Annotated in this window: 18 protein-coding genes and 1 tRNA gene; 12 read left to right on the plus strand and 7 right to left on the minus strand. The window is 65.9% G+C overall.

Annotated features, from left to right (window positions below; genetic code table 11):
- The first annotated feature begins 313 nt into the window (after positions 1–313).
- Positions 314–1057 (plus strand): hypothetical protein, encoded by a 744-nt coding sequence (locus DEJ23_RS15505; RefSeq protein WP_146240297.1) that lies wholly within the window; start codon positions 314–316, stop codon positions 1055–1057.
- Between the two features lie 356 nt (positions 1058–1413).
- Entirely contained in the window at positions 1414–1623 is a 210-nt protein-coding gene (locus DEJ23_RS12375; protein WP_111240562.1) for a hypothetical protein, read from the plus strand.
- A 361-nt stretch (positions 1624–1984) separates the two neighbouring features.
- Here DEJ23_RS12375 and DEJ23_RS12380 read toward each other — a convergent pair whose 3' ends face one another.
- Positions 1985–2533 carry an SHOCT domain-containing protein gene (locus DEJ23_RS12380; RefSeq protein ID WP_111240563.1) on the minus strand — a complete coding sequence of 183 codons (549 nt, stop codon included), beginning with the start codon at positions 2531–2533 and terminating at the stop codon, positions 1985–1987.
- A gap of 136 nt (positions 2534–2669) precedes the next feature.
- Here DEJ23_RS12380 and DEJ23_RS12385 point away from each other — a divergent pair, with 136 nt between their 5' ends.
- From DEJ23_RS12385 to DEJ23_RS12405, 5 genes are all read left to right on the plus strand, one after another.
- Positions 2670–3485, plus strand: coding sequence for a hypothetical protein (locus tag DEJ23_RS12385; RefSeq protein WP_111240564.1), 816 nt, complete (start codon positions 2670–2672; stop codon positions 3483–3485).
- 40 nt (positions 3486–3525) lie between these two features.
- Positions 3526–5652 (plus strand): DUF262 domain-containing protein, encoded by a 2127-nt coding sequence (locus tag DEJ23_RS12390; protein WP_111240565.1) that lies wholly within the window; start codon positions 3526–3528, stop codon positions 5650–5652.
- 175 nt (positions 5653–5827) lie between these two features.
- The gene (locus tag DEJ23_RS12395; RefSeq protein WP_111240566.1) at positions 5828–7393 is read left to right on the plus strand and encodes a type I restriction-modification system subunit M; all 1566 of its coding nucleotides are present in this window, start codon (positions 5828–5830) and stop codon (positions 7391–7393) included.
- Positions 7390–8553: a restriction endonuclease subunit S gene (locus tag DEJ23_RS12400; protein ID WP_111240567.1), complete on the plus strand. Its 1164-nt coding sequence runs from the start codon at positions 7390–7392 to the stop codon at positions 8551–8553. Before DEJ23_RS12395 ends, DEJ23_RS12400 begins: the two co-directional genes overlap by 4 nt.
- Positions 8550–11675 carry a type I restriction endonuclease subunit R gene (locus DEJ23_RS12405; RefSeq protein ID WP_111240568.1) on the plus strand — a complete coding sequence of 1042 codons (3126 nt, stop codon included), beginning with the start codon at positions 8550–8552 and terminating at the stop codon, positions 11673–11675. Before DEJ23_RS12400 ends, DEJ23_RS12405 begins: the two co-directional genes overlap by 4 nt.
- A gap of 154 nt (positions 11676–11829) precedes the next feature.
- Here DEJ23_RS12405 and rmuC read toward each other — a convergent pair whose 3' ends face one another.
- Both rmuC and DEJ23_RS12415 read right to left on the minus strand, forming a co-directional pair.
- The gene (rmuC, locus tag DEJ23_RS12410) at positions 11830–13509 is read right to left on the minus strand and encodes a DNA recombination protein RmuC (protein ID WP_258375507.1); all 1680 of its coding nucleotides are present in this window, start codon (positions 13507–13509) and stop codon (positions 11830–11832) included.
- Positions 13510–14015: 506 nt separating this feature from the next.
- Positions 14016–14105: transfer RNA gene (locus DEJ23_RS12415), tRNA-Ser, on the minus strand.
- A 141-nt stretch (positions 14106–14246) separates the two neighbouring features.
- Here DEJ23_RS12415 and DEJ23_RS12420 point away from each other — a divergent pair.
- Complete coding sequence (locus DEJ23_RS12420) at positions 14247–15260, plus strand: GDSL-type esterase/lipase family protein (RefSeq protein ID WP_111240569.1); 1014 nt, start codon at positions 14247–14249, stop codon at positions 15258–15260.
- A 9-nt stretch (positions 15261–15269) separates the two neighbouring features.
- On the plus strand, positions 15270–16631 hold the full coding sequence (gene radA / locus DEJ23_RS12425; protein WP_111240570.1) for a DNA repair protein RadA: 1362 nt from the start codon (positions 15270–15272) through the stop codon (positions 16629–16631).
- 186 nt (positions 16632–16817) lie between these two features.
- On the opposite strand, the gene DEJ23_RS12430 is transcribed toward radA, so the two are convergent.
- A complete protein-coding gene (locus DEJ23_RS12430; RefSeq protein WP_111240571.1) occupies positions 16818–17201 on the minus strand; it encodes an SseB family protein in 384 nt (127 codons plus the stop codon).
- A gap of 346 nt (positions 17202–17547) precedes the next feature.
- On the opposite strand from DEJ23_RS12430, the gene DEJ23_RS12435 reads away from it, so the two are divergent.
- Positions 17548–17754, plus strand: coding sequence for a cold-shock protein (locus DEJ23_RS12435; RefSeq protein WP_058724123.1), 207 nt, complete (start codon positions 17548–17550; stop codon positions 17752–17754).
- Between the two features lie 401 nt (positions 17755–18155).
- Here the strand turns inward: DEJ23_RS12435 and DEJ23_RS12440 are convergent, their stop codons facing one another.
- Both DEJ23_RS12440 and DEJ23_RS12445 read right to left on the minus strand, forming a co-directional pair.
- A complete protein-coding gene (locus DEJ23_RS12440) occupies positions 18156–18860 on the minus strand; it encodes a hypothetical protein (protein WP_111240572.1) in 705 nt (234 codons plus the stop codon).
- A 90-nt stretch (positions 18861–18950) separates the two neighbouring features.
- A complete protein-coding gene (locus tag DEJ23_RS12445) occupies positions 18951–19493 on the minus strand; it encodes an amino-acid N-acetyltransferase (RefSeq protein ID WP_111240573.1) in 543 nt (180 codons plus the stop codon).
- Positions 19494–19624: 131 nt separating this feature from the next.
- Between DEJ23_RS12445 and DEJ23_RS12450 the strand changes: the two genes are divergently transcribed.
- On the plus strand, positions 19625–20077 hold the full coding sequence (locus DEJ23_RS12450) for an SRPBCC family protein (protein WP_111240574.1): 453 nt from the start codon (positions 19625–19627) through the stop codon (positions 20075–20077).
- A 118-nt stretch (positions 20078–20195) separates the two neighbouring features.
- Positions 20196–21002, plus strand: coding sequence for a hypothetical protein (locus DEJ23_RS12455; protein WP_146240298.1), 807 nt, complete (start codon positions 20196–20198; stop codon positions 21000–21002).
- A gap of 453 nt (positions 21003–21455) precedes the next feature.
- Here DEJ23_RS12455 and DEJ23_RS12460 read toward each other — a convergent pair whose 3' ends face one another.
- On the minus strand, positions 21456–23972 hold the full coding sequence (locus DEJ23_RS12460; protein WP_111240576.1) for an ATP-dependent Clp protease ATP-binding subunit: 2517 nt from the start codon (positions 23970–23972) through the stop codon (positions 21456–21458).
- Between the last annotated feature and the right edge of the window lie 63 nt (positions 23973–24035).

Raw genomic sequence — 24035 nt, forward strand, 5'->3', positions numbered from 1 at the left:
CTCCGCCGCGAAGTCGGGTCTTCCCTCTCGAATCGATGGCCGCCACCCTGGCAAGATGTCATCGAGTTGACCGCCCAATGCCTCGCAAACGCCTCAGCTAGGGACTCAGAGCGGGATCTCACGCCCTGGGAACAGTCGTCGCTGGCACAACGGGAGGCGCTTCGTCGATTGGTCGTGCAAGTCCTCCAGGCCTACGCCGATGCCGACAGGCTTGCAGCCTCGCGGTACACGAGCGCACAGGCAGACCACAAAGCGTCACGGCGCCGGGGCCAGCCATAACTAATCCGCGAGACGAACAAGGACGGTGCACCGCATGACGACACGTCGCCAGATCGCCCGAGCGCGGGCTCGCGTTGCCCTCGCCGCCAGGACGGGCGAGGATCTGCCGAATAGCGTTCATCAACTCGCAGCGATGGACTTTGCAGACGCCGACCACACCGCGACAACTGGTCGAGGTCGCGAAGACCGCCAGCGGCCGCAGCGCGGAGACCTGGCAACATTGCTGGGTGTTCACGCCGCTGGTAACGACTTTGGGCGCTCCCGAGAGTTGGAGCACCCGCGGGACGGCCAGGGGCTAGAGCATCGCGACGAACAGGCGATCCTCGAGTCCCTGCCTTGGACTCATGAGCAATACGAAGCAGCAAGGTCTGCCGTGGCACGTGGCGAACTTGACGCGCTCGAACGCAGCGTCCGGCGGAGCGCAATGAACGCCGCGATCACCTACAAGGAGGTATCCGACCGGCTGGAGGTTGGGACCGCGCGGATACTCGCGCGACTCGCGTCTGGGGACCTGTTCGCGTTCGTTTCGGACGACGAGATGCTGTTCCCGACATGGCAGTTTACGAACGACCCCGACCGTCCGGTCTTAAATCAGCTGTCGACCTTGATCGAAGCATTTGATGATGACATGCACCCAGCGTCGATCCTTGGCTTCATGACGACACCGCACTCCTCCACACGAATCGACGGCATCCCGATCACCCCTGTCGAGTGGCTCGCCAGGGGGCGTGGGGTTCAGCCCTTGGTTGAGATACTCGGGGTCCGGCGGCTGATGTGACGACAGCCGCCTGGCCGGGGAACAGATGGTCCACGGTTCGACGGCCGTCGGCATCGTTGTCGCGCTGATTCAGATCACGGTGGTGGTCATGCAGTCAAGCTGCCGCGACGACGCGCAAGTCGTATCCGTGCTAGTGCGTCAACGAAGGGCCGCGTCGAGCTCCAGGAAGCGCTCCCTCGTATGCGAAACCCGCGGCTGTCCGCCACTAGTGCGGGCCTGTGCTTCCAGCCACCGGAGCAAGAACGACGAACGAGCTCCACATCGGGGCCCGAATCCCGTGAGCGCCGCCCGTCGATTCGACGCCAACGGACAGAGCCACGAGACTGTTCGAAGGGCCTCGAACGGAGCAGAACACGATGGCGAAGATGGAAGCCGCGTACGGCACTTCCGAGCGCAAGCGGATCTCGATCCCGAGGGTCGACACCTCAGTGCTCGACTGGTGGGAGCAGCAGCATGATGTCGGAATGTCCATACGAGTCCTCATCCGCCGAGAGATCGAGCGGTCTGGCTACACAGACATCGTCCACGGTCGAGTAGAACAACAGCTTCCCAACGACAAAATGTGAGGTGGTCGTCGTCGCGCCGAGCTTGACCGAACCTTGCTGGAAAAGCCCGACCGACGCCCGCGCTACGTCTCGTGGGAGGACGTCACGATCTGGTATCGCCGGCCCCCGCGTGGGCGGACGACCGCGCTGGTCGTCCCGGCGAGCCCGCGGAGATCCGAGACCGGGCGAACTCAAAAGGTCGCGAGGTTCCCTCCCGCTGTCGCAGCAGCCAGGCCTTCCGCGACGCGTACGAAGCCGCGCCTTGACACCACTCCCCTAAACGAAACAGCCGACCACCCCGAAAGGCGGCCGGCTGTTCTCGTTCGCGCCGATACGGCGGTTTTATGTCAGATGGCGCGCTCTCCGCTTGGCGCAACGCGCTTCACATGCGCGCGAGTAGTTCGGCCTTCTTCGTCGCAAACTCGTCGTCAGTCAGGATGCCTGACTGATGCAGCACGGCGAGCTGCTGCAATGCGGCGGGGATGTCCTCAGGTGCTGCGACAGTCTCAGCACTTGCCGGCGACGGTGCCGCGGCTACCGGGTCAGAAGCTACCGCGTAGGCGCGAGCGGCGTCATCGCCGAGCATGAGGCTGTTGAGAATCTCGCGGACCTGCTTCGCCTCAGCATGGGAGACGCGGAAGTCGATCGAATTGCCGGAGGTGATGACGGACACGATCGTGTTCAGCATCCCGTCTCGCTTTGTCGCGACGGAAGAAATGTTCTTCACCGGAATCATCTCGCTACCGGCTTTGCCACCCTTGAATCCGGTGGCCAGGAAGCTCATGCCACCAGTCATGATGCCGGCGGTCACTTTTGCGCCCGACACTCCTCGTGGCCGGTCCCACTCGATGCGGTCACGGTAGATGGTGACCTTGGCGTTCTTGCCTGCGATGTGCGAGGTGAAGCTGTAGAGGAGGTCTGGATCGGCCATGTGCTCAGCCTAGATGCCGAGCTGAGCGCGAACTATCCCTCGTTCGCGCTGCAGCAGTCCCTTGTGGTCGGTGCCGCGTCGTCCGCTCGCTTGGGGGCTCGTTCCTGTCTGTGGAGTCGGATAGCTTGGGCGGATCATGGGAACTACTGAGGACACCTCGTCGAGTTCGGCCTTCGGGAAGACGCTCGTCGTCGCAACGAAGCTGCCGGGCGTCCGCATTGATCGAGCCGCGTTCCTGCGTCGCTCGCTCGCCCCGTACTGCACGGACGAGCAGATCAGCCGAGCGATCGCCGACACGCCGGCTGTGGCGGGGATCTCCGTGGCCGTGCTGAGCAAGATCGCGGATGCGTCGATCACGAACGAGACCAGCAAGGTCACCGCGCTCTCGGCTGCCGCAGGGATCCCGGGCGGGTTCGCGCTGTTCGCGACTCTCCCGGTGGACTCCGCGCAGTACCTGGCGCACATGCTGCGCATCGCACAGAAACTTGCCTACCTCTACAGCTGGCCGGACCTGTTTGCCAAAGATGGCGACGAGCCGGACGACGGGACCCAGAACGTCCTGACACTGTTCGTCGGCGTGATGTTCGGGGTGCAAGCGGCGAACAAGGGCATCAGCATGATCGCTGAGAAGCTGGCATCGCAGATGATTAAGCAGCTCCCCAAGCAGGCCCTCACACACGGCGTCATCTACCCGATTGTGAAGACCGTGGCGAAGCACCTGGGCGTGCAGATGAGTAAGGGGATGTTCGCCAAGGGTGTGGCGAAGGTGGTTCCCGTTGTGGGCGGCGTGCTGTCGGGCGGCCTGACGTTGGCGACGTTCCTGCCGATGGCGAAGCGGTTGCGGAGGCATCTGGCTACCCTTGAGACCGCCAAGCCGACGGGGCAACCAGCGGCCGGTGCCACGACGCCGGACACGGCTGCTCCGGAGTCGTCGGAGCCGGTGCAGCCGTGACCGGCGCACGTCGACGCATGTCGAGGGTTGGGGTGCAGGGGTGCTGACGCAGGTGCGGAGCCCGCAAGAGGTGTTCTTCGCCCCACAGCGGTTCGTGTTGCCGCTGTTTCAGCGGCCCTACGTATGGTCAGCGGAATTGCAGTGGGAGCCGCTGTGGCAGGACATCGTTCGCCTCGTTGACGCCGTCACGGAACGCCCCGATGCGACGCACTTCATGGGCGCGATCGTGCTGCAACAGCAGCAGGTACCACTCGGCGGGTTGCCGGCCTGGTCCGTAATCGATGGGCAGCAACGTCTGACCACGCTGCAGCTGCTGCTGGATGCATTGCATGCCGAGCTCACCACCCGCGGATGGGCGGCCGTCGCGGGGCAGGTCGTGGACCTGGTGGAGAACCAGCAGGCGTTCCGCATCGTGGCGGAGGATCAGTTCAAACTGTGGCCGACGAACCGGGACCGGGCCGCGTTCACCGCCGTCATGCGCGCCACACCTCCAGTGGCGTACGGACACCTTGACCGGTCCCGGCTGGTGGAGGCACACCAGTTCTTCGCTACCGCGATCGCGGGCTGGCTTGATGCTGCGGCGGTCCCGGAGATGGCGGCGCGGACCCTGGTCGCGGCGATCACGACGAAGCTGCAGCTGGTCGTGATCCAGCTGCAAGCTGACGAGGACGCGCAAGAGATTTTCGAGACCCTGAACGCACGCGGCACACCGCTGTCTGCGGCGGATCTGATCAAGAACTTCGTGTTCCAACGACTGAACACCACACCCGAGGCGACTGAGGACGCGTACCGGCAGTGGTGGGCACAGTTCGAGACTCCGTTTTGGGAGACCGAGGTGCGTGCTGGCCGCATCCTCTACACCCGCTCGTCCCTGTTCTTGACCCAGTGGCTGACCGCCCGCACGATGCGGGAGATCCCCGCACGGGAAGTGTTCGCCGCGTTCAAGCGGTACACCACCGACCCCACCACCGGCGGTGTCAGCCAACTCCTGCCCGAGATCCACGCGGCCGCGACCCGGTATCGGGACTTCACAACCGCCGCGGGGGTGCGCGACGGGGAACTGTCTCGATTGGCGTTGTTCGTGTACCGGACCAGCACACTGGACTCCGAAATCGCGAAGCCGCTGCTCATCTGGCTTGGCGAGCCCGAACAGGCCGGCATCCCGGACAGTGTCCGGGATCGTCTGCTTACCGTGCTAGAAAGCTGGTTCGTGCGTCGAGCGCTCGTGCGCGCTCCGTCACAGGGTGCCAATCGATTCCTCCTGGACCTCCTCACCCACCTGAGCACGCAACCCCACGAGCACGTTGCGGACGCTGCGGAAGCGTTCCTCGCGAAGCAGACCACCGGCACCGCCTACTGGCCAGACGACACTGAGGTGGCCAGGGAGCTACGCAGTGTGCAGGCATACAAGCGGTTCCGCCGGGCGCGGCTGCGGATGATCCTCGAAGCTGCCGAGGACCACCTCCGTGGCTACCCGACCGGGCACCGCTACGGCGACGGCACCATCAGCCGCGGCGTGTACACGATCGAGCACATCATGCCGCAGGAATGGCGTGCGAACTGGCCCGCACCTTCCGAGCAGGTCGAAGCGGACCGGGACCGGATCGTGCAAACCCTTGGGAACCTCACCCTCGCCACTCAACCGTTGAACAGTCGCCTCTCCAACGCCGCGTGGAACGCGAAACGGACCACCCTCGAGCGATACTCCTCACTGCTGATCACCCGCCCCGTAATCCGCGACCAGCAGTCCGTCTGGGATGAGAGCTTGATTGCTGCCCGCACCACCACGCTTGCTGAAACAATCCTGCAGGTCTGGCCTGTCCCAGACGGTCACCATGTGCAGCACGACGACGGCGCCGACCGCGCCGTGCACCGTGTCGAAGTCGCCGATTTGATCCGCGCCGGCCTCCTCACCGTCGGTGGTGTCCTCCGCGCCCGACCCGTAGGCTCCGCGGGCCGGACCGCGACGATCGGACAAGACGGCAGCATCCACCTCGATGACGGCGCCGTGCACGCCACCCTCAGCGGCGCCGCGAAAGCTGTCAGCGGCAACACCGCCGAAGCGGGCTGGCATTTCTGGGCCCGACACGACGGCACCGTCCTCACAGAGGTCCGCGCCGAGTACCTCGCTGGCACCGACGACGAAACAGCCGACGACGACGCTTAGACACCAGCAGCCCGCCGCGCTGGATCGGTGCTTCCGCGCCATGCTCGCGACACGTGCGCTGCGACAATGATCAGACGCGTAACAGCCGAGCCCCGTCGACAAAGTCGGAACCAGCGAGACGCGAGCACCACGAACACAGACACCGCCGTGAGGCGGCCAAGGAGACCCGTAGGCGATGGCACCGACCACGAAGGAAGCGCAGCGCGCGGAGCTGCACAAGACGATCTGGAGGATCGCGAACGATCTCCGCGGGTCAGTGGACGGATGGGACTTCAAGTCCTACGTCCTCGGGATGCTGTTCTACCGGTTCATCTCCGAGAACCTCGCCGTGTTCATCGACAAGGGCGAGCACGACGCCGGCAACCCCGTCTTTTCCTACGCCGCCCTCCCCGACGAGCAAGCGGAAGGGATCCGCCACGACACGGTGTCCGAGAAGGGGTTCTTCATCCTCCCCTCGGAGCTCTTCGTCAACGTTCGCCGCCGTGCCAGCCGCGACGTCAACCTCAACGAGACGCTCGAGCAGGTGTTCAAACACATTGAGGGCTCCGCGCTCGGCACCGACAGTGAGCACGACCTCAAGGGCCTGTTCGATGACCTTGACGTCAACAGCACCCGCCTCGGCAACACGGTCGCGAAGCGGAACGAGAAGCTCGTGAGGCTCCTCGACGCGATCGGTGACCTGCCGCTGGGGAACTTCCAGGACAACTCGATTGACCTGTTCGGTGACGCGTATGAGTACCTGATGCAGATGTACGCATCCCAAGCCGGGAAGTCCGGCGGCGAGTACTACACCCCGCAGGAAGTCTCCGACGTCCTCGCTCGCATCACCGTGATGGGCAAGACCCGTGTGAACAAGGTCTACGACCCGGCGGCGGGGTCGGGGTCGCTGCTGCTGAAGTTCGCGAAGGTCCTCGGGAAAGACAACGTCGGCGGGTTCTACGGGCAGGAGATCAACCTGACCACGTACAACCTCGCCCGCATCAACATGTTCCTCCACGAACTCGACTACGAACGATTCGACATCGCCCACGGCGACACCCTCATCGACCCGTACTTCTGGGACGAGGAACCCTTCGAAGCGATCGTGTCGAACCCGCCCTACTCCATCAAGTGGGAAGGCGACGCGAACCCTCTCCTGATCAATGACGAACGCTTCGCCCCCGCCGGCGTGCTCGCGCCGAAGTCCAAAGCGGACCTCGCGTTCACAATGCACATCCTGTCCTGGCTCGCCGTGAACGGCACTGCCGCGATCGTCGAGTTCCCCGGCGTCCTCTACCGAGGCGGGGCGGAGCGGAAGATCCGCCAGTACCTGATCGACAACAACTACGTCGACGCCGTCATCCAGCTCCCACCGGACCTGTTCTTCGGCACCACCATCGCCACCTGCATCATGGTGCTCAAGAAGTCGAAAACCGACAACAAGGTGCTGTTTGTCAACGCTTCAGCGGAGTTCACCCGGGTCGGGAACAAGAACAAGCTCACCCCCGACCACCAACAGAACATCCTCACCGCCCTCCAAAACAGGGTCCCGGTGGAGCACTTCGCGGCCCTCGTCCCCAACGAGACCATCGGCGGGAACGAATACAACATCGCCGTGTCGTCCTACGTCGAAGCCGAGAACACCCGCGAAGTCGTCGACATCACCGCCCTCAACGAGGACATCGCCCGCATCGTCGCCCGCCAAGCCGAACTCCGCACCTCGATTGATGCCATCGTCGCGGACCTCGAAGGCACAAAATGAGCAAACTCGACACGCTTATCGCAGAGCTATGTCCAGCTGGCGTGGAGCACCGGAGCCTTGGGGAGGTAGGTCATTTTACGCGAGGCAACGGACTGCAAAAATCTGACCTCGCTGATGCCGGCGCACCCGCGATCCATTACGGTCAGCTGCATACGCACTACGGAGTGTGGACCCGAACCACGAAGTCATTCACCGATCCCGCACTCGCTGCGAAGCTGCGACGAGCGCGGCACGGCGACCTGATCATTGTGACGACCAGTGAAGATGACGCCGCGGTAGCTAAAGCGACAGCCTGGCTCGGTAATGAAGAAGCTGCGATAAGCGGAGATGCCTACATCTACCGCCACACCCTTGATCCGCGTTACGTCGCCTACTTTTTCCAGTCCCGGCCGTTTCAGGACCAGAAAGTTCGCTTCATCAGTGGCACGAAGGTGCGCAGGATAGCTGGCTCCGCATTAGAGAAGATTCGTATCCCCGTGCCGCCGATCGAGGTGCAGCGGGAGATCGTGCGGATCCTGGACCAGTTCACAGAGTTGGAAGCGGAGCTGGAAGCGGAGCTGGAAGCTAGGCGGCGTCAGTATGAGCACTACAGAAGGGTCCTACTGGCGCCGCTGGACACGTCTGACGCGCAAAACCTGAGTCTAGGCGAGATCATGAAGATCAACTTCGGGACGCGCATCACAAAGTCAAAGGATGCCGGGACGAAGTATCCGGTTTACGGCGGCGGCGGCGAGAGCTTCAGGACCGACGCCTACAATCGTCGCGATGAGTGGGTGATTTCACGATTCGCAATGTCAGCAAACTGTGTGCGCCGTGTGTCCGGCGAATTCTGGATGCTCGACTCTGGCTTTACCTTCGACATCGTAAATGCGAACGTCGACAAGGATTTTTTAGGGCAACTGCTCCTCAATATGCAGGCAACGATCTTTGCTACATCCACGCAGTCTGCCCAGAAGAACATTGACATCGAAGGCTTCAAGCGACTCCGGGTTTGGCTTCCGCCGCTGAGCCGTCAGAGAGAGATCGCGATAATACTCAATGATTTCGACACGCTCGTCCACAGTCTCAGTGTTGGTCTCCCGGCGGAGCTGATGGCGCGTAGGCAGCAGTATGAGTACTACCGCGACAGGCTCCTGACCTTCGAGGAGGCTTCGGCGTGAGCGACGCAGCGGCGAGGAAGTACGATCCGATCGCCGTGTCGGCGGAGAGCACCGTTGTTGCTGAGCATGTGGCCGACCCGGCGCAGGAGGCTGCGTACCAGTCGGAGGCTGCGCTCGAGTCGGAACTGGTCCGGCTGTTGCGGTCGCAGGCGTACGAGTACCTGCCGATCACGTCGGAAGAGCAGCTCGTCGACAACCTCCGTGCCCAGTTGGAGGCGTTGAACGGGGTCGTGTTTTCGGACGCGGAGTGGTCGCGGTTCTTCGACACGTGTGTCGCGGGGAAGAACGATGGCATCGTGGAGAAGACGGTCCGGGTGCAGGAGGACCATGTGCAGGTGTTGCGGCGGGATGACGGTTCGACGAAGAACGTGATGCTGCTGGACAAGCAGCACATCCACAACAACCGCCTGCAGGTCATCAACCAGTACGAAGTCGACCAAGCCGACCAGGCCACCGAGGGGGACGCTGGCGGCCGATACGCGAACCGGTACGACGTGACCGTGCTGGTGAACGGGTTGCCGATGGTGCACATTGAGCTCAAGCGGCGTGGTGTCGAGATCCGGGAGGCGTTCAACCAGATTGATCGGTACCAGCGAGACAGCTTTTGGGCCGGCAGCGGCCTGTTCGAGTACGTGCAGCTGTTCGTGATCAGCAACGGGACACTGACGAAGTACTACTCGAACACCACCCGCAGCCAGCACCTCAAGGACGGGAAGAAGCCGGTCCGGGGCCGGAAGACGTCGAACAGTTTCGAGTTCACGTCCTGGTGGGCCGACGCGCAGAACAAGCCCATCCAGGACCTGACCTCGTTCGCGCGGACGTTCTTCGCCAAGCACACCCTGCTGAACATCCTTACCCGGTACTGCGTCCTGACGGCTGATCGGCTGCTGCTGGTGATGCGGCCTTACCAGATCGTTGCCACCGAACGGATCCTGCAACGCATCGGCATCGCTACCACCTACAAGCAGCTCGGCACGACCGCTGCCGGCGGGTACGTGTGGCATACGACGGGTTCTGGGAAGACGTTGACGTCGTTCAAGACCGCACAACTTGCCTCGCAGTTGGCGGGGGTGGATCGGGTGGTGTTCGTGGTGGACCGGAAGGACCTCGACTACCAGACGATGCGGGAGTACGACCGGTTCCAGAAGGGCGCCGCGAACTCAAACACCTCCACCGCCGTCCTGAAGACCCAGCTCGAGGACCCAGCCGCGAAGATCATCATCACCACTATCCAGAAGCTGTCGAACTTCATCACCGGCAACAAGACCCACCCGGTGTATGACTCGCACACGGTGCTGATCTTCGACGAGTGCCACCGGTCCCAGTTCGGCGACATGCACGCGCAGATCACCAAGGCGTTCAAGAAGTTCAACCTGTTCGGGTTCACCGGAACCCCGATCTTCGCCGCGAACTCCGGCTCCGGCGGGAACCCGCTGCTGAAGACCACGGAGCAGGCGTTCGGGGAGAAGCTGCACACGTACACGATCGTCGACGCGATCACCGACCGGAACGTGCTGCCGTTCCGCATCGACTACGTCAACACCCTCCGCGTCGGCAATGTGGTCGACAAGCAGGTGTCCTCCATCGACACTGAACGGGTCCTCCTCGCCCCGGAACGTGTGTCCGACGTCGTCGGGTACACGCTGGAGCACTTCGACCAGAAGACCCGCCGCGAAGCCGGCTACGAGCACTCCGTCGTCACGAACGTCGCCGACGCGACCCGCACCCGCCGGCAAGCCGAAGCGGTCCGCCAGCGCAAGCGCGTGCGAGGGTTCAACGCGCTGTTCGCGACCGCGTCGATCGACGCTGCCCGTAGCTACTACGCGGAATTTCAACGCCAACAGCAGGACCTGCTGCCGGCGAAGCGGCTGAAGATTGGGCTGATCTACTCCTACGGCGCCAACGACGCCGTCAGTGACAGTACCGATGACGGGCTCCTGGACGACGAGGCATTCGACACGGACGCGCTCTCCGGTGACGCGCGGGGGTTCCTCGAGGACGCGATCCGGGACTACAACCGTTTGTTCGGCACCAGCTACGACACCAGCGCGGACAAGTTCCAGAACTACTACAAGGACCTCTCCCAACGGTTGAAGAACCGGGACCTGGACCTCATGATCGTGGTCAACATGTTCCTCACCGGCTTCGACGCCACCACCCTCAACACCCTCTTCGTTGACAAGAACCTCCGCGCCCACGGCCTGATCCAGGCGTACTCGAGGACGAACCGGATCCTGAACTCGGTGAAGACGTACGGCAACGTCGTCGCGTTCCGAGACCTCGAGGACGCCACCAACGAAGCGTTGGAGCTGTTCGGCAACAAGGACGCCCGCGGCGTCGTGCTCCTCAAGCCCTACGCCGACTACTACGGCCAGTACGCCGAGCAGACGCAGGAGCTCCTGTCCGGGTTCCCGCTCGGGCAGCCGATCATTGGGGAGACTGCGGAGAAGACTTTCATTCAGCTGTTCGGGCAGATCCTCCGGCTGGAGAACATCCTGGCCTCGTTCGACGACTTCGCCGGGCAGCAGATCCTCACCGACCGGCAACGACAGGACTACCGCAGCGTCTACCTCGACCTCCACGCCCAATACCGGCAGACCGCCGCCGCGGACAAGGAGATCATCAACGACGACGTCGTGTTCGAGATCGAGCTGATCAAACAGGTCGAGATCAACGTCGACTACATCCTGATGCTGGTTGCCAGGTTCAGGCAGGAACACGGCGACGGCGACGACCGTGAGCTCCGCGCCGAGATCACTCGAGCCATTGATGCCAGCCCGACCCTGCGGAACAAGAAGGACCTCATCGAGGACTTTGTTGATTCCGTCTCCGTCGACGGCGCCATCGACGACGAGTGGCAGCGCTACGTCACCGCGAAGCGCGACGCGGAACTCAGTCAGATCATCGACGAGGAACGACTCCGCCCAGACGCCGCACACGCGTTCATCGACCAGGCGCTGCGCGAAGGAGCCCTCCGCACCGCGGGGACCGCGATCACGACCGTACTACCGCCGGTGTCCCGCTTCGCCGCGACCAATGGCCACGGCGCAACCAAGCAACGCGTCATCGACAAGCTCACCCGATTCTTCGACCGATTCCTCGGACTCAGCACCGATACCTGATCGCAGCGGCTTTCCGTCGCGACTCCTAACAGCAGCATTTAGCGCACCGAACGCCGCTGAATTGCATTGTGCGACGTGACGCTCTTGGGTGTCGCTGCGCCCGATGTGCGGGAGCGCTCGGATTGCGAGCGCTCCCCGGACTAGGGCGCACTGCTCAATCGGTTGGCGCACTCAACGCAGGCGATCCTTCACGCGCGTCGTCCTCTGCTTTCTCCGAGTAGAGCTCGGGCTTCTGCGGTGGCACCGCAGCAGTTTCGATGATCATTGGCGCTTCAATCGGGTCCGGTACGCCCTGAAGGCCACTGAAGCGCCGTGCCTGAGTCACAAGACTCCGGTCGAGCGAGCCCGCGAAGGCGTTGTAGGCGCTAACGGTCTCGTTGATCTTCTTGGACAACTTCGTGAGATGGCTGCCCAGTGTTCCGAGGCGCTTGTGGAGTTCCCGACCAGCATCATGAATTTGCTTAGCTTCGCCCGCCAGGCGCTCCTGCTTCCACACGTGACCGACTGTTCGTAACAGGGCAATAAGCGTCGACGGCGTCGCGATTATGACGTTCCGCTCGAACGCGTGCTCAAAGAGCGACGGGTCCTCGTCTAGTGCTGCGGCGAGGAACGGCTCCGCGGGCACGAACATCACTACAAATTCCGGCGTCCCGTCGACTGAATCCCAATATGCCTTAGCCCCGAGATCGTCAATGTGCTTGCGGAGATGGCGTGCATGAGCTGTCAGACGCTCAGCCCGGATACGTTCGTCCTGTGCTTCTAACGCTTCCAAATAACCACTAAACGCCACTTTTGAATCCACGACTACCTGCTTGCCGCCCACGATTCGCACGATCATGTCCGGTCGGACCAGCCCGCCGTCCACATTGACCGACTCCTGCTCGGCAAAATCGACGTGATTCACCATGCCCGAAGCTTCTACCACTCGGCGAAGCTGCAGCTCGCCCCACCGCCCGCGAACTTGAGGGGCGCGCAACGCAGTTACGAGCTGTCGGGTCTCGGATGAAAGTTGCTCAGAAGAACGTCGCATCGTGGCTAGTTGCTCCGTGAGCGCAGCGTTCGCCTCTCCGCGTGCCTTCTCCGCGTTAGTGACCTCAGCCTTCACGCTGTCGAGTGACTGCGCGATTGGATCCACAAGCTGCTTGACGGCCAACTCGCGCTGTTCCAACGCCACCTTGTTTGCGTCTTGCGATCGCTTGAATCGCTCGTCAGCTTGCTCCAGGAACTGCCGCGAGTTTACCTCTAGCGCCCGACGACTCAGCGTCTCGAATTCATCTGCAATACGCTTCTGATCCGCACGGAGCTGCTCGAGCTGCTCGCCGGCCCGCTGGCGCTCGTCAGCCAAGAGCTTGTCGCCAAGAGCCTTCACGGCAGCAAGTTCGTCCGCATGGCGCTGGCGTTCTTCCGCTAGCACTCGTTCGGCTCTTTGCTGCGCCTCGCTATGACGCTCTTGGAATTCCTGGTCCCGCAGCTTGCCCCGCTCCTCCGCGTCCGCTCGCTCCTGGTTGAGTCGCTCAGTAAACTCCGCCTGCTGGCGGTTTACCTGCGACTCCCACCTCTCCTCCATGCGCGCCACGTTCCCATCCGCAGCCTGTTGCGCAAGGGCTAAACGGTCCGCACCAGCCGTCCTTTCTTCAAGGACGAGACGCTGGGCTTCTGATCTCGCGCGATTCCGCTCTGCTTCGAGCGTGCCGAGCTGTGAGCGAAGGACCTGCAGCTCGTTGGTCGCTGACTGGCTGGCCGTTGTGCGACGAGCTCTCGCGGTGAGTTGGCCAACGAAGAAGGCGAGCACGGCGAGGACGAGTGCCATGACGAGGATCAAGGTGAGCTGCATTCAGGTAGTCCACCACGAACGGCCGACACTGAGCGTCCTCCACTTCGAGGGGTGCGGTCGCGCAACGCCTATTGCGGTATCGAGTCCCAGCTAGTCGAGCTATTCGAGGGGAAAGGAGCGTGGTCATGCCGGATTACCGGCGACAGGTCTGGCGACGTGTTGCTTTGCGGTATACCCCAGCGCCACAGTCGCGGCCGGCTGTACGCCTGTGGTTCTAGGGTCCCCCTCGGGCCTCTGCCACACATCTGTGCGCTGATCTAGAGCTTCAGCGGCGCAACGCGGTGGCGAGGCCCAGTGAGACCGACGTGAAGGCTTGCGCTTCGCTGCGCACACTCGAGGAACAGGCGAGTGGGCCTGGCACACCGGGTCCGACGCGCCGTGGCTCACACCGCTGCCAAGGAGGAGGCAGGCACGGCGCGGAGTCGTGCGCTCAGGAGAGTGCACCAGAGATGCACCAAGGACGCGCCTCAAAAGAAGAAAACCCCCGCGTGAACGGGGGTTTTCTGTGGCGGTACCGGTGGGATTTGAACCCACGGTGGAGTTGCCCCCACACATGTTTTCGAGACATGCTCCTTAGGCCGCTCGGACACGGTACCGGGATCGAGTTTACACGATCCGGGAGGCGCTCCTGACCACCGCCCGTCGACTCCCCTGCACAGGCGGTGCCGTCTGCGTGGCCCTCCACCGGTCAGGCGCAGCAGAGTTCGCGACGAGCCTGTCCGCGTACGGTCTGCGGCATGAAGACCCGCTCCCTCGTCGCCCTGCTCACGTCCGTCATCGGTGGCCTCGCCGTGGTGGGTGGCGGTGCGTTCGGTGCTCGTGCGGGCATCCGGGGTCAACGAGCGGCATCGCAGCGCGTGGTCGACATGCTCCCCGTGCACGCCGACTGGTGGCGGGAGCGCCTGCAGCACGAGGGCCAGCTGACCTACCTGGCGATCGGCGATTCAGCGGCCCAGGGCGTCGGCGCGACCACTCCGGGGCGCGGGTACGTCGGGCTGCTCGCCCGTCGCATCCGACACCGATCCCGCATGTCCGTCCGCGTCGTGAACCTCAGCGTGTCCGGCGCGACGACGTGGGGCGCGAAGAAGGACCAACTCCCGAAGTTGCGGAACTACGCGCCCGACGTCTGCACGGTGTCGATCGGCGCGAACGACATCGCCGACTTCCACCCGGACAAGTTCGAGCGGAACATCCGAGAGATCTACAGCGCGGTCCCGTCGCACGCGATCGTCGCCGAACTGCCGTGCATGTTCGTGCCGGACCGGGAGCGCAAGGTGGCCGTTGCGAACGAGATCGTGCACCGGGTCGCCGACGAGCTCGGGCTGACGGTGGCACCGCTGCACGTCATCACGAAGCGGGTCGGGCTGCGCCGGACGTTCTTCAACAGCTACGGCGACCTGTTCCACCCGAACGACCGCGGGTACGAGATCTGGGCGAGCGCCTTCGAGCCGGCGGTCGACGCCCGCGTGGACACGGTCGCGGCGATCCGCCACTACCTCTCCGCGCGCGAGGCCGAGGACCTCGGGTCCGAGGCCGGCGCCGTCGCGAGCGCCCGCGCCGAGCAGGACTCCGAGCACGCGGCCGAGTTCGAGCACGGTGAGCGCCCGGGCCGGGTCGAGCGCCTGCGGCAGCGGATGACGGGCGGAATCCCCCTGCCGTACGAACGGGACCACGAGCAGGGGCGACAGCAGGGCCACGAGCGGCAGCAGCACCACGGGCGGCAGCACGGTGATGTCGGCGGACCGGCCTAGCCTCGAGCCATGGCGCGCACCCAGTCCCTCTACCGCTGCACCGAGTGCGGGTGGACCAGCATCAAGTGGGTCGGCCGCTGCGGCGAGTGCCAGGCGTGGGGCACCGTCGAGGACACGACGGCAGCCGCGGCGAGCACCCGTGGCACGGCTGCCGTCTCCGTCGCCGACACCCGGGTAGCGCGGCCGATCACCGAGGCCCGGGGCACCGCGGTCCAGCGGTGGAACACCGGCATCGGCGAGTTCGACCGCGTACTTGGCGGCGGCATCGTGCCCGGGGCCGCCGTGCTCCTGTCCGGTGAGCCGGGCGTGGGCAAGTCGACGCTGCTGCTCGAGGTCGCCTCGCGGGCGGCGGCGACCGGCAAGCGCGTCCTGTACGTCAGCGCCGAGGAGTCCGTCGACCAGGTCCGGCTCCGCGCCGAGCGCACGAACGCCATGCACGACCAGCTCTACCTGGCGAGCGAGGTCGACCTCGGCGTCATCCTCGGGCAGATCGACCAGGTGCAGCCCGACCTGGTGATCGCCGACTCCGTGCAGACGATCTCGTCGAGCACGGTCGACGGCATCGCCGGTGGGACCTCGCAGGTGCGCGAGGTCGCCTCCACGCTCATCCGGGTGGCGAAGGAGCGGTCGCTCCCGGTCCTCATCGTCGGACACGTCACGAAGGACGGCACGATCGCCGGCCCCCGGCTGCTCGAACACCTGGTCGACGTCGTGTGCCACTTCGAGGGCGACCGGCAGACCGCACTGCGCTTCGTCCGCGCCCTGAAGAACCGCTTCGGCCCGACGGACGAGGTCGGGTGCTTCGACATGGCCGGCGACGGCATCCACGAGGTCCCCGACCCGAGCGGCCTGTTCATGTCCCGGAACGGCACCCCGGTGTCCGGCACGTGCGTCACCGTCGCGCTCGAGGGGCGCCGAGCGCTCCCGGTCGAGGTGCAGGCGCTCGTCGTGCCGAGCTCGGCGCCGCAGCCGCGCCGGGTCGTCAACGGGGTCGACTCGTCACGCGTGGCCATGCTGCTCGCGGTCCTCGAACGACGGGCCGGCCTGAAGCTCTCCGACGCGGACGTCTACGTGTCCACGGTCGGCGGGATGAAGCTCACCGAGCCCGGCGCCGACCTGGCGATCGCACTGGCCTTGGCGAGTGCCGCGCGCGACCGCCCGTACCCGCACACGCTCGCGGCGGTGGGCGAGATCAGCCTCGCCGGCGAGATCCGTCCGGCGACCGGGGCGAAGCAGCGTGCGAACGAGGCCTCGCGGCTCGGCTTCACGACCGTCCTCGGCGCGGATGCCGAGCACCTGCGCGAGGCGCTGCGGGTCGCGTTCTCGCTCACGCAGTCCGTCCGGGAACGCGAGCTCGACCGAGCGTTCTGACGGGCCCGAGCGCCCAGCGCGAGCCGCGTTCTGACGGGCCCGCGCGCCTACTACGAGCCGCGTTCAGACAGCCACGAGCGTCCAGCGCGAGCCGTGCTCTGACGGGCACGAGCGCCCGAGGGAGCCGGACGACGGTGGTGACCCGCGCCTCCAGGCCGACCGGAGCCACCGATGCGACCGGTGCGACTAGGCGCGGAGCGCCGCCAGCAGGTCCGAAGGGGTCGCCTGCATGGTGTGCGAACCAGCGATGTCGAAGAACACGCCCTCGAGCGAATCGAGGTGCGCGGCCAGGAACTCCTCGAGCCGCGGCCCGTCGTAGACCATGACCTGCCGGATCTTCTCGTCCGGCACCATCGCGGTGTAGGCGTCCGCCGACGAGAAGAGCAGCAGGATGCGCTTGTCCGAGCCCTCACGGCCGAACACCCGGACCTCCATGTCCTTCTTGCCGGTGACCAGCCGGGGGACGATCACGATGTCGTTCCGCAGCGCGAACGCGACCGCGGCGACGTCCTGCTTCGCGAGGGCCTCCTCGAGCTGCTCGCTCCGGAAGCGCTGTTCCTTGTCTGCCATCGCCCCTAGTCCACCAGATGATCCTGCGTCGGGCGACCAGGCGCGACGTCCGCGGATCCCGTGATCATCCACAGAAGTCCGTTCTGGCTCTTCCATTGCAGCCACAGCACGGTAGGTTGGTCATAACCGCTCCGGCGGGAGTCCATCGTTCTTCTGGTGCTCCGCACCTTCGAGCGCCATCGGTCACTGACCTTCCCAGGTCGCCTGGCCCCGAACCCGTCCCGCCGGTCCATGCCCGCGGGACGCACTGATCCGACGACATCCGTCGGCGGATCGGCGGCAGCAAGTGCCGTCCCGCAAGAACAGGCACGAACGTCGCCTGGCAAGAAAGTTAAGGAACGCCATCATGGCAACTGGGACCGTCAAGTGGTTCAACAACGAAAAGGGCTTCGGCTTCATCGCTCCGGACGACGGCAGCGCTGACGTCTTCGCGCACTTCTCCGCGATCTCGGGCAACGGCTACAAGTCGCTCGAAGAGAACCAGAAGGTGGAGTTCGAGATCACCGAGGGCCGCAAGGGCCCGCAGGCCGAGAACATCTCGGTCATCGGCTGACCTCAACTGCTCGGAACGGGCTCGTCGTCTTCGGACGGCGGGCCCGTTCGCTGTCTGCAGGAACAGTGACGGAGTGCACCGACCTGTTCACCGGCGAACCGCCAGCACCGGGACCGGACAGCCCCACGCCGATTGCTAGACAACCTAGCGATCTGTCGTACCGTTGACGGATGACTTCCCCACACCCCGGACCGGAAGACAGGGAACAGCCCTTCGACGTCGACGAGTTCCTCACCGACTTCCTGACGGGCCTGAGCCCCGACAGCCCCGAAGAACAGGGTCTCTAGCCCGGACACGCCCAACCGCTCCGGGCTCTACCCCGTACACGCCCAGCCGCTCCGGCCCGCGCCACGTCCGGGACGACCGTCACCCGGTTCCGACGACGCAGCGCACACCTCGCGTCAGTTGAGGACGAACTGCGCCGACTCCTTCGACTCCAGGTCCCCCACCGCGACCTGCAGGTGGTAGCTAGCGCCACCCCCGGTGACCGACGGCCGCGACGAGTCGCACGTGGTGGTCGACGAGCGGGTGCGGTCCCACGCGATCGGCGGCGTCGTGAGCTCCTGACCCGCCTTGATCGTGACGTCCTGGTTCGTCCCACCGGTCTGGCAGTCCTTCGACGACCAGTACTGCTCCTCGCCGGAACTGATCGTCAGGACCTGCTGCGCCGACCCGAGGTCCATGTGGCAGTCGTCCGACCCGGTGTTCTTGATCGACATCGCGATCTGCGGGTCCTCGGTCGGACCGTAGGTGCTCTTGTCGACCACGGGGGTGAGCTCGATCTGGTCCTTCGAGCAGGTCGCGGCGTCGCCGGAGCCGGAGCCAGAACCGGAACCGGAGCCGTCCCCGGACGCGGCCCCGGACGGCGACGCCGACGCGGACGGCGCACCCGCCGGGGTCGAGCCGGACGATGCCGCGGAGTCCGACCCGGAGGAAGCGGACGCCGACGCTCCCGGCGCGGACGCCGACGACGCCCCGTTCCCGCGTCCGACGACGATCAGCACGACCACCACGACGATGAGCAGCAGCACGCCGACGACGAGCGCGCGACGGCGCCAGTAGACACCGGGCGACTGGGGTCCGACGGGGTGGCGGAACGACGACATGCGCAAAGGGTAGGGCGAACCCGCCGCCCGGTCGCGGCGCGACGCCGAGGCGTCCCCGAAAGCGTCAGAGGATCCCCAGCCGAGGGACGGTCAGAGGATCTTCAACATGCGGGTGTTGCCGAGTGTGTTCGGCTTCACCCGGGCCAGGTCGAGGAACTCCGCGACCCCCTCGTCCGACGAGCGCACGAGTTCGGCGTACACGTCGGGCGAGACGACCTGCTCGCCGATCTCCAGGTACCCGTGCTTGGCGAAGAACTCGACCTCGAAGGTCAGGCAGAAGATCCGCGCGACCCCGAGCTCGCGGGCGTCGTGCTCGAGCGCCTCGAGCATGCGGTGCCCGACGCGCTTGTGGATCCAGTCGGCGTCGAGCGCGAGCGTGCGCACCTCGGCGATGTCGTCCCAGAACACCGCGAGGGCACCGCAGCCGATCGGCACGCCGTCCGGCCCCTCGGCGATCCGGAACTGCTGGATCGAACCGTAGAGCGCGACGTTCTCCTTGCCGAGCAGGATGCGCCGGTCGACGTACGGGGCGATGAGTCGCTGGATGTGCGGCACGTCGGACGCGAGCGCCGGTCGCACCCGGATCCCGTGCTCGTCCCGCTCGTCGAACGCGTGCTTCCCGTGTCCCGTCATCCTCCCGAGCATAGAGCGCGAGCATGCGTCATCCCGGGCCCGCAGGGGGACACGGCCCCTGGAGGTCGCCCAGGCTGACAGGCCTACCGTCCAACGGGAAACCGAGAGCACGACGAAACGAAGGAGCGAACATGCCCCAGATCATCGAGACCGTCGACGTCAACGTCCCGGTCCGTCAGGCGTACGACCAGTGGACCCGGTTCGAGGAGTTCCCCACGTTCCTCGACGAGGTCGAGAAGATCGTCCAGGTCGACGACAAGACCACCGACTGGACCGTCAAGGTCGCCGGTCAGGAGCGCGACTTCCGCGCCGTCATCTCCGAGCAGCACCCCGACGAGCGCGTCGCGTGGACCGTCAAGGACGGCGAGGTCGAGCACGCCGGCGTCGTGACCTTCCACAAGCTCTCGGACACCGAGACCCGCGTCACCGCGCAGATCGACTGGGAGCCGACCGGCCTCCTCGAGAAGCTTGGTTCCGCCGTGGGCGTCGGTGGTCACGCCGTGAAGAAGGACCTGCAGAACTACAAGGAGCGCGTCGAGAACGCCCCGACCGAGCCGGGCTGGCGCGGCGACGTCCAGGCCTAGGACACTCCGCACAGACTGACGGACGGGAGGCACGGTGCCAGCTGGCACCGTGCCTCCCGTCCGTCTGTGTCTGTGTCCACTCCGCCGCCGCGCACGTCACGCTGGCAGAGTGGGCGGCATGCAGCTCATCCGCACCGCCGTGACCGGCACCGCGATCGCCACCGCCGGGAGCGTGGCCCTCGGCGCCGCTGCCGCCCGCCGCCTCCTCCGTCCGGCACCCGTCACCCCGCCGGAGTCCGAGCTCGTGTACACGACCGAGCAGGACGTCCCGGGCACCGAGCCGGACGGCATCGCCCGCACGCACGTCGTCCACGTGCACGGGCAGTCGATCGGTCCGCAGCAGGTGCTCCGCGGTCTGCGGGTCTGGCGGTCGCTCGGCGCCTCGAACCAGGTCGTCGACACGACCGACCTGCCGCTGCGCTCCCTCGACCCGGCAGCCGTCGACCGTGTCGCCGCGGCCGCCCACGCTGCCCGGGCCCGCGGTGCCGAGCGCGTCGTGCTGCAGGGGTGGTCCGCCGGCGCCCTCGCCGCCTCCGCCGCCGCGGCACGCACGCCGGTGGACGCCATCGTCGGTGTCGCACCGCTCCTCGACGTCCGCTCGGCCCTGCGCGGCGCCGTGACGACCGCACGCTTCCCCGCGGCGGTCGCTGTGGTCGCCGGACGCGTCGCGACGACGCCCGGACTCAGCCGGCTCGCCGGGGTGCCCTACCCGCTCACCGTGACGCGGTGGCAGGCCGAGGGCACGCCCACACTGCTCCTGCACTCGACGGCGGACCCGCTCGTCGCCGAGCCGGACCTCGCGGCGCAGCGGGCCCGTGGCGCCCGTGTCGTGGCCTTCGAGCACGCCCGCCACACCCTGGAGTGGAACGAGGATCCGGAGCGCTGGGAGGCCGCCGTCCGCGACTTCGCCGCCACGCTGGCCTGAGCCAGGCTTCCACGCTCCCTGCCCGCGCTCGGCGCGCACCCGCCCTCGCCGATTCGCGCTCCCCCTCTCGTCGATGGAGCAGAAGACGTCGGGTCCGGTCCCGCGACTCGACGTCGTCTGCTCCATCAATGTGCGGCCGGGCACACGAACGACCCGCGACGGGGCGCAGGACGCGCCACACGGACGACGGGCAGGCCGGGACCCCCGCACACGGAAGTGGCCCCGGTCGGGGGAGACCGGGGCCACTGACGTCCGACCCGTTGGGGGGAACCAGCCGGACATCGGGTGCGAGGCGTTGGGGGGAACCCCTCGCACGTCTCTCAGACTACCCCCGGTCGAGGGCCACGTCCGGTCGGGCTGGCTCGCGAGTTGCGCCCAGCGGACACACGACGGACGGGAGGCGTGGTGCCAGCTGGCACCACGCCTCCCGTCCGTCGTGTGGAGCGACCGGTCCTAGGACTCGATCTCGCCCTGCGGGGTCTCCGCGGACTCGACCGCGGCCGCCCCGGCGAGGACCTCCTCGCGACCCGGCTGACGCCCGGTCTCGAACTGGAACGCGCCCTCGGCGAAGTCGACCTTCACGTGGTCGCCGGCGTTGAGCTCACCCTGCAGGATGTGCTCGGACAGCTGGTCCTCGACCTCGTGCTGCATCGCGCGGCGGAGCGGGCGGGCACCGAGCGCCGGGTCGAACCCGACCTTGATGAGCTGCTCCTTGGCGGCGAGCGTGAGCTCCACCGTCATGTCGCGGTCCAGCAGGCGGTCCGACAGGCGCTTCACGAACAGGTCCACGATCTGCAGCAGCTCGGACTGCGAGAGCTGCGGGAACACGATCGTGTCGTCGACGCGGTTCAGGAACTCGGGCTTGAAGTGCTTCTTGAGCTCCTCGTTCACCTTCGAGCGCATGCGGTCGTAGCCGACGGCCGAGTCACCCTCGACCTGGAAGCCCACCGGGCCACCCGCGATGCCCTGCGAACCGAGGTTCGTGGTCATGATGATGACGGTGTTCTTGAAGTCGACCACGCGGCCCTGACCATCGGTCAGACGACCCTCTTCGAGGACCTGCAGCAGCGAGTTGAAGATGTCCGGGTGGGCCTTCTCGATCTCGTCGAACAGGACCACGGAGAACGGCTTGCGGCGCACCTTCTCGGTGAGCTGGCCGCCCTCCTCGAACCCGACGAACCCGGGAGGGGCACCGAAGAGTCGCGAGACCGTGTGCTTCTCGCCGAACTCCGACATGTCGAGGGAGATCAGCGCGCCCTCGTCGTCGAACAGGAACTCGGCGAGCGCCTTGGCGAGCTCGGTCTTCCCGACGCCCGTGGGGCCGGCGAAGATGAACGAGCCCGAGGGGCGGTTCGGGTCCTTCAGGCCGGCACGGGTGCGGCGGATGGTCTTCGAGAGGGCCGAGATGGCCTCTTCCTGACCGATGACGCGCTCGTGCAGGGCCTTCTCCATGAAGACGAGACGCGAGGTCTCCTCTTCCGTGAGCTTGAAGACCGGGATGCCCGTGGCCTGCGCCAGGACCTCGGCGATGATGCCCTCGTCGACGGTGCCGGACGCGGCGACGTCACCGGCACGCCACTGCTTCTCGAGGCGGAGACGCTCGCCGAGGAGCTTCTTCTCCTCGTCGCGCAGGCTCGCGGCCTTCTCGAAGTCCTGCTCCTCGATTGCGGCTTCCTTCTGCCCGCGGACCGTCGAGATCTTCTCGTCGAACTCGCGGAGCTCCGGCGGCGCCGACAGGATCGACAGGCGGAGGCGTGCGCCGGCCTCGTCGATCAGGTCGATGGCCTTGTCCGGCAGGAAGCGGTCCTGCACGTAGCGGTCCGCCAGGTTCGCCGCGGCGACGATCGCGCCGTCGGTGATGGACACCTTGTGGAACGCCTCGTACTTGTCGCGGAGGCCCTTGAGGATGTTGATCGCGTGCGGCAGCGACGGCTCGTTGACCTGCACCGGCTGGAAGCGACGCTCGAGTGCGGCGTCCTTCTCGAAGTGCTTGCGGTACTCGTCGAGCGTGGTGGCGCCGACCGTCTGCAGCTCACCGCGGGCGAGGAGCGGCTTGAGGATCGACGCGGCGTCGATCGCACCCTCGGCAGCGCCGGCACCGACGAGCGTGTGGATCTCGTCGATGAAGACGATGATGTCGCCGCGGGTGCGGATCTCCTTCGTGACCTTCTTGAGGCGCTCCTCGAAGTCACCGCGGTAGCGGGACCCGGCGATGAGCGACCCGAGGTCGAGCGAGTAGAGCTGCTTGTCCTTCAGCGTCTCCGGCACGTCGCCCTTGACGATCGCCTGGGCGAGGCCCTCGACGACCGCGGTCTTGCCGACGCCCGGCTCACCGATCAGGACGGGGTTGTTCTTGGAGCGGCGGGAGAGGATCTGCATGACCCGCTCCATCTCCTTCTCGCGCCCGATGACCGGGTCGAGCTTGGCGTCGCGCGCGGCCTGGGTGAGGTTCCGACCGAACTGGTCGAGGACCTGCGAGCCCTGCTGGGCGTTCTGCTGCTGCTCGCCGCCGACGGCGACCGCTTCCTTGCCCTGGTAGCCGGACAGCAGCTGGATGACCTGCTGGCGGACCCGGTTGAGGTCCGCGCCGAGCTTGACGAGCACCTGTGCGGCGACGCCCTCGCCCTCGCGGATGAGGCCGAGCAGGATGTGCTCGGTCCCGATGTAGTTGTGGCCGAGCTGCAGCGCCTCGCGCAGGGACAGCTCGAGCACCTTCTTGGCGCGCGGCGTGAACGGGATGTGCCCGGTCGGCTGCTGCTGCCCCTGCCCGATGATGTCCTGGACCTGCTCGCGGACGGCATCGAGCGAGATGCCGAGCGACTCCAGCGCCTTGGCGGCGACGCCCTCGCCCTCGTGGATGAGGCCGAGGAGGATGTGCTCGGTGCCGATGTAGTTGTGGTTGAGCATCTTCGCTTCTTCTTGAGCGAGGACGACAACACGACGGGCTCGGTCGGTGAATCTCTCGAACATGTGCTCTCCCTTGCCGAGCTCGTGGGAGCTCGGTGACGTACATCGAGACTAACCAGCGGACCC

The sequence above is a fragment of the Curtobacterium sp. MCSS17_008 genome (assembly GCF_003234185.1).
GTDB lineage: Bacteria > Actinomycetota > Actinomycetes > Actinomycetales > Microbacteriaceae > Curtobacterium.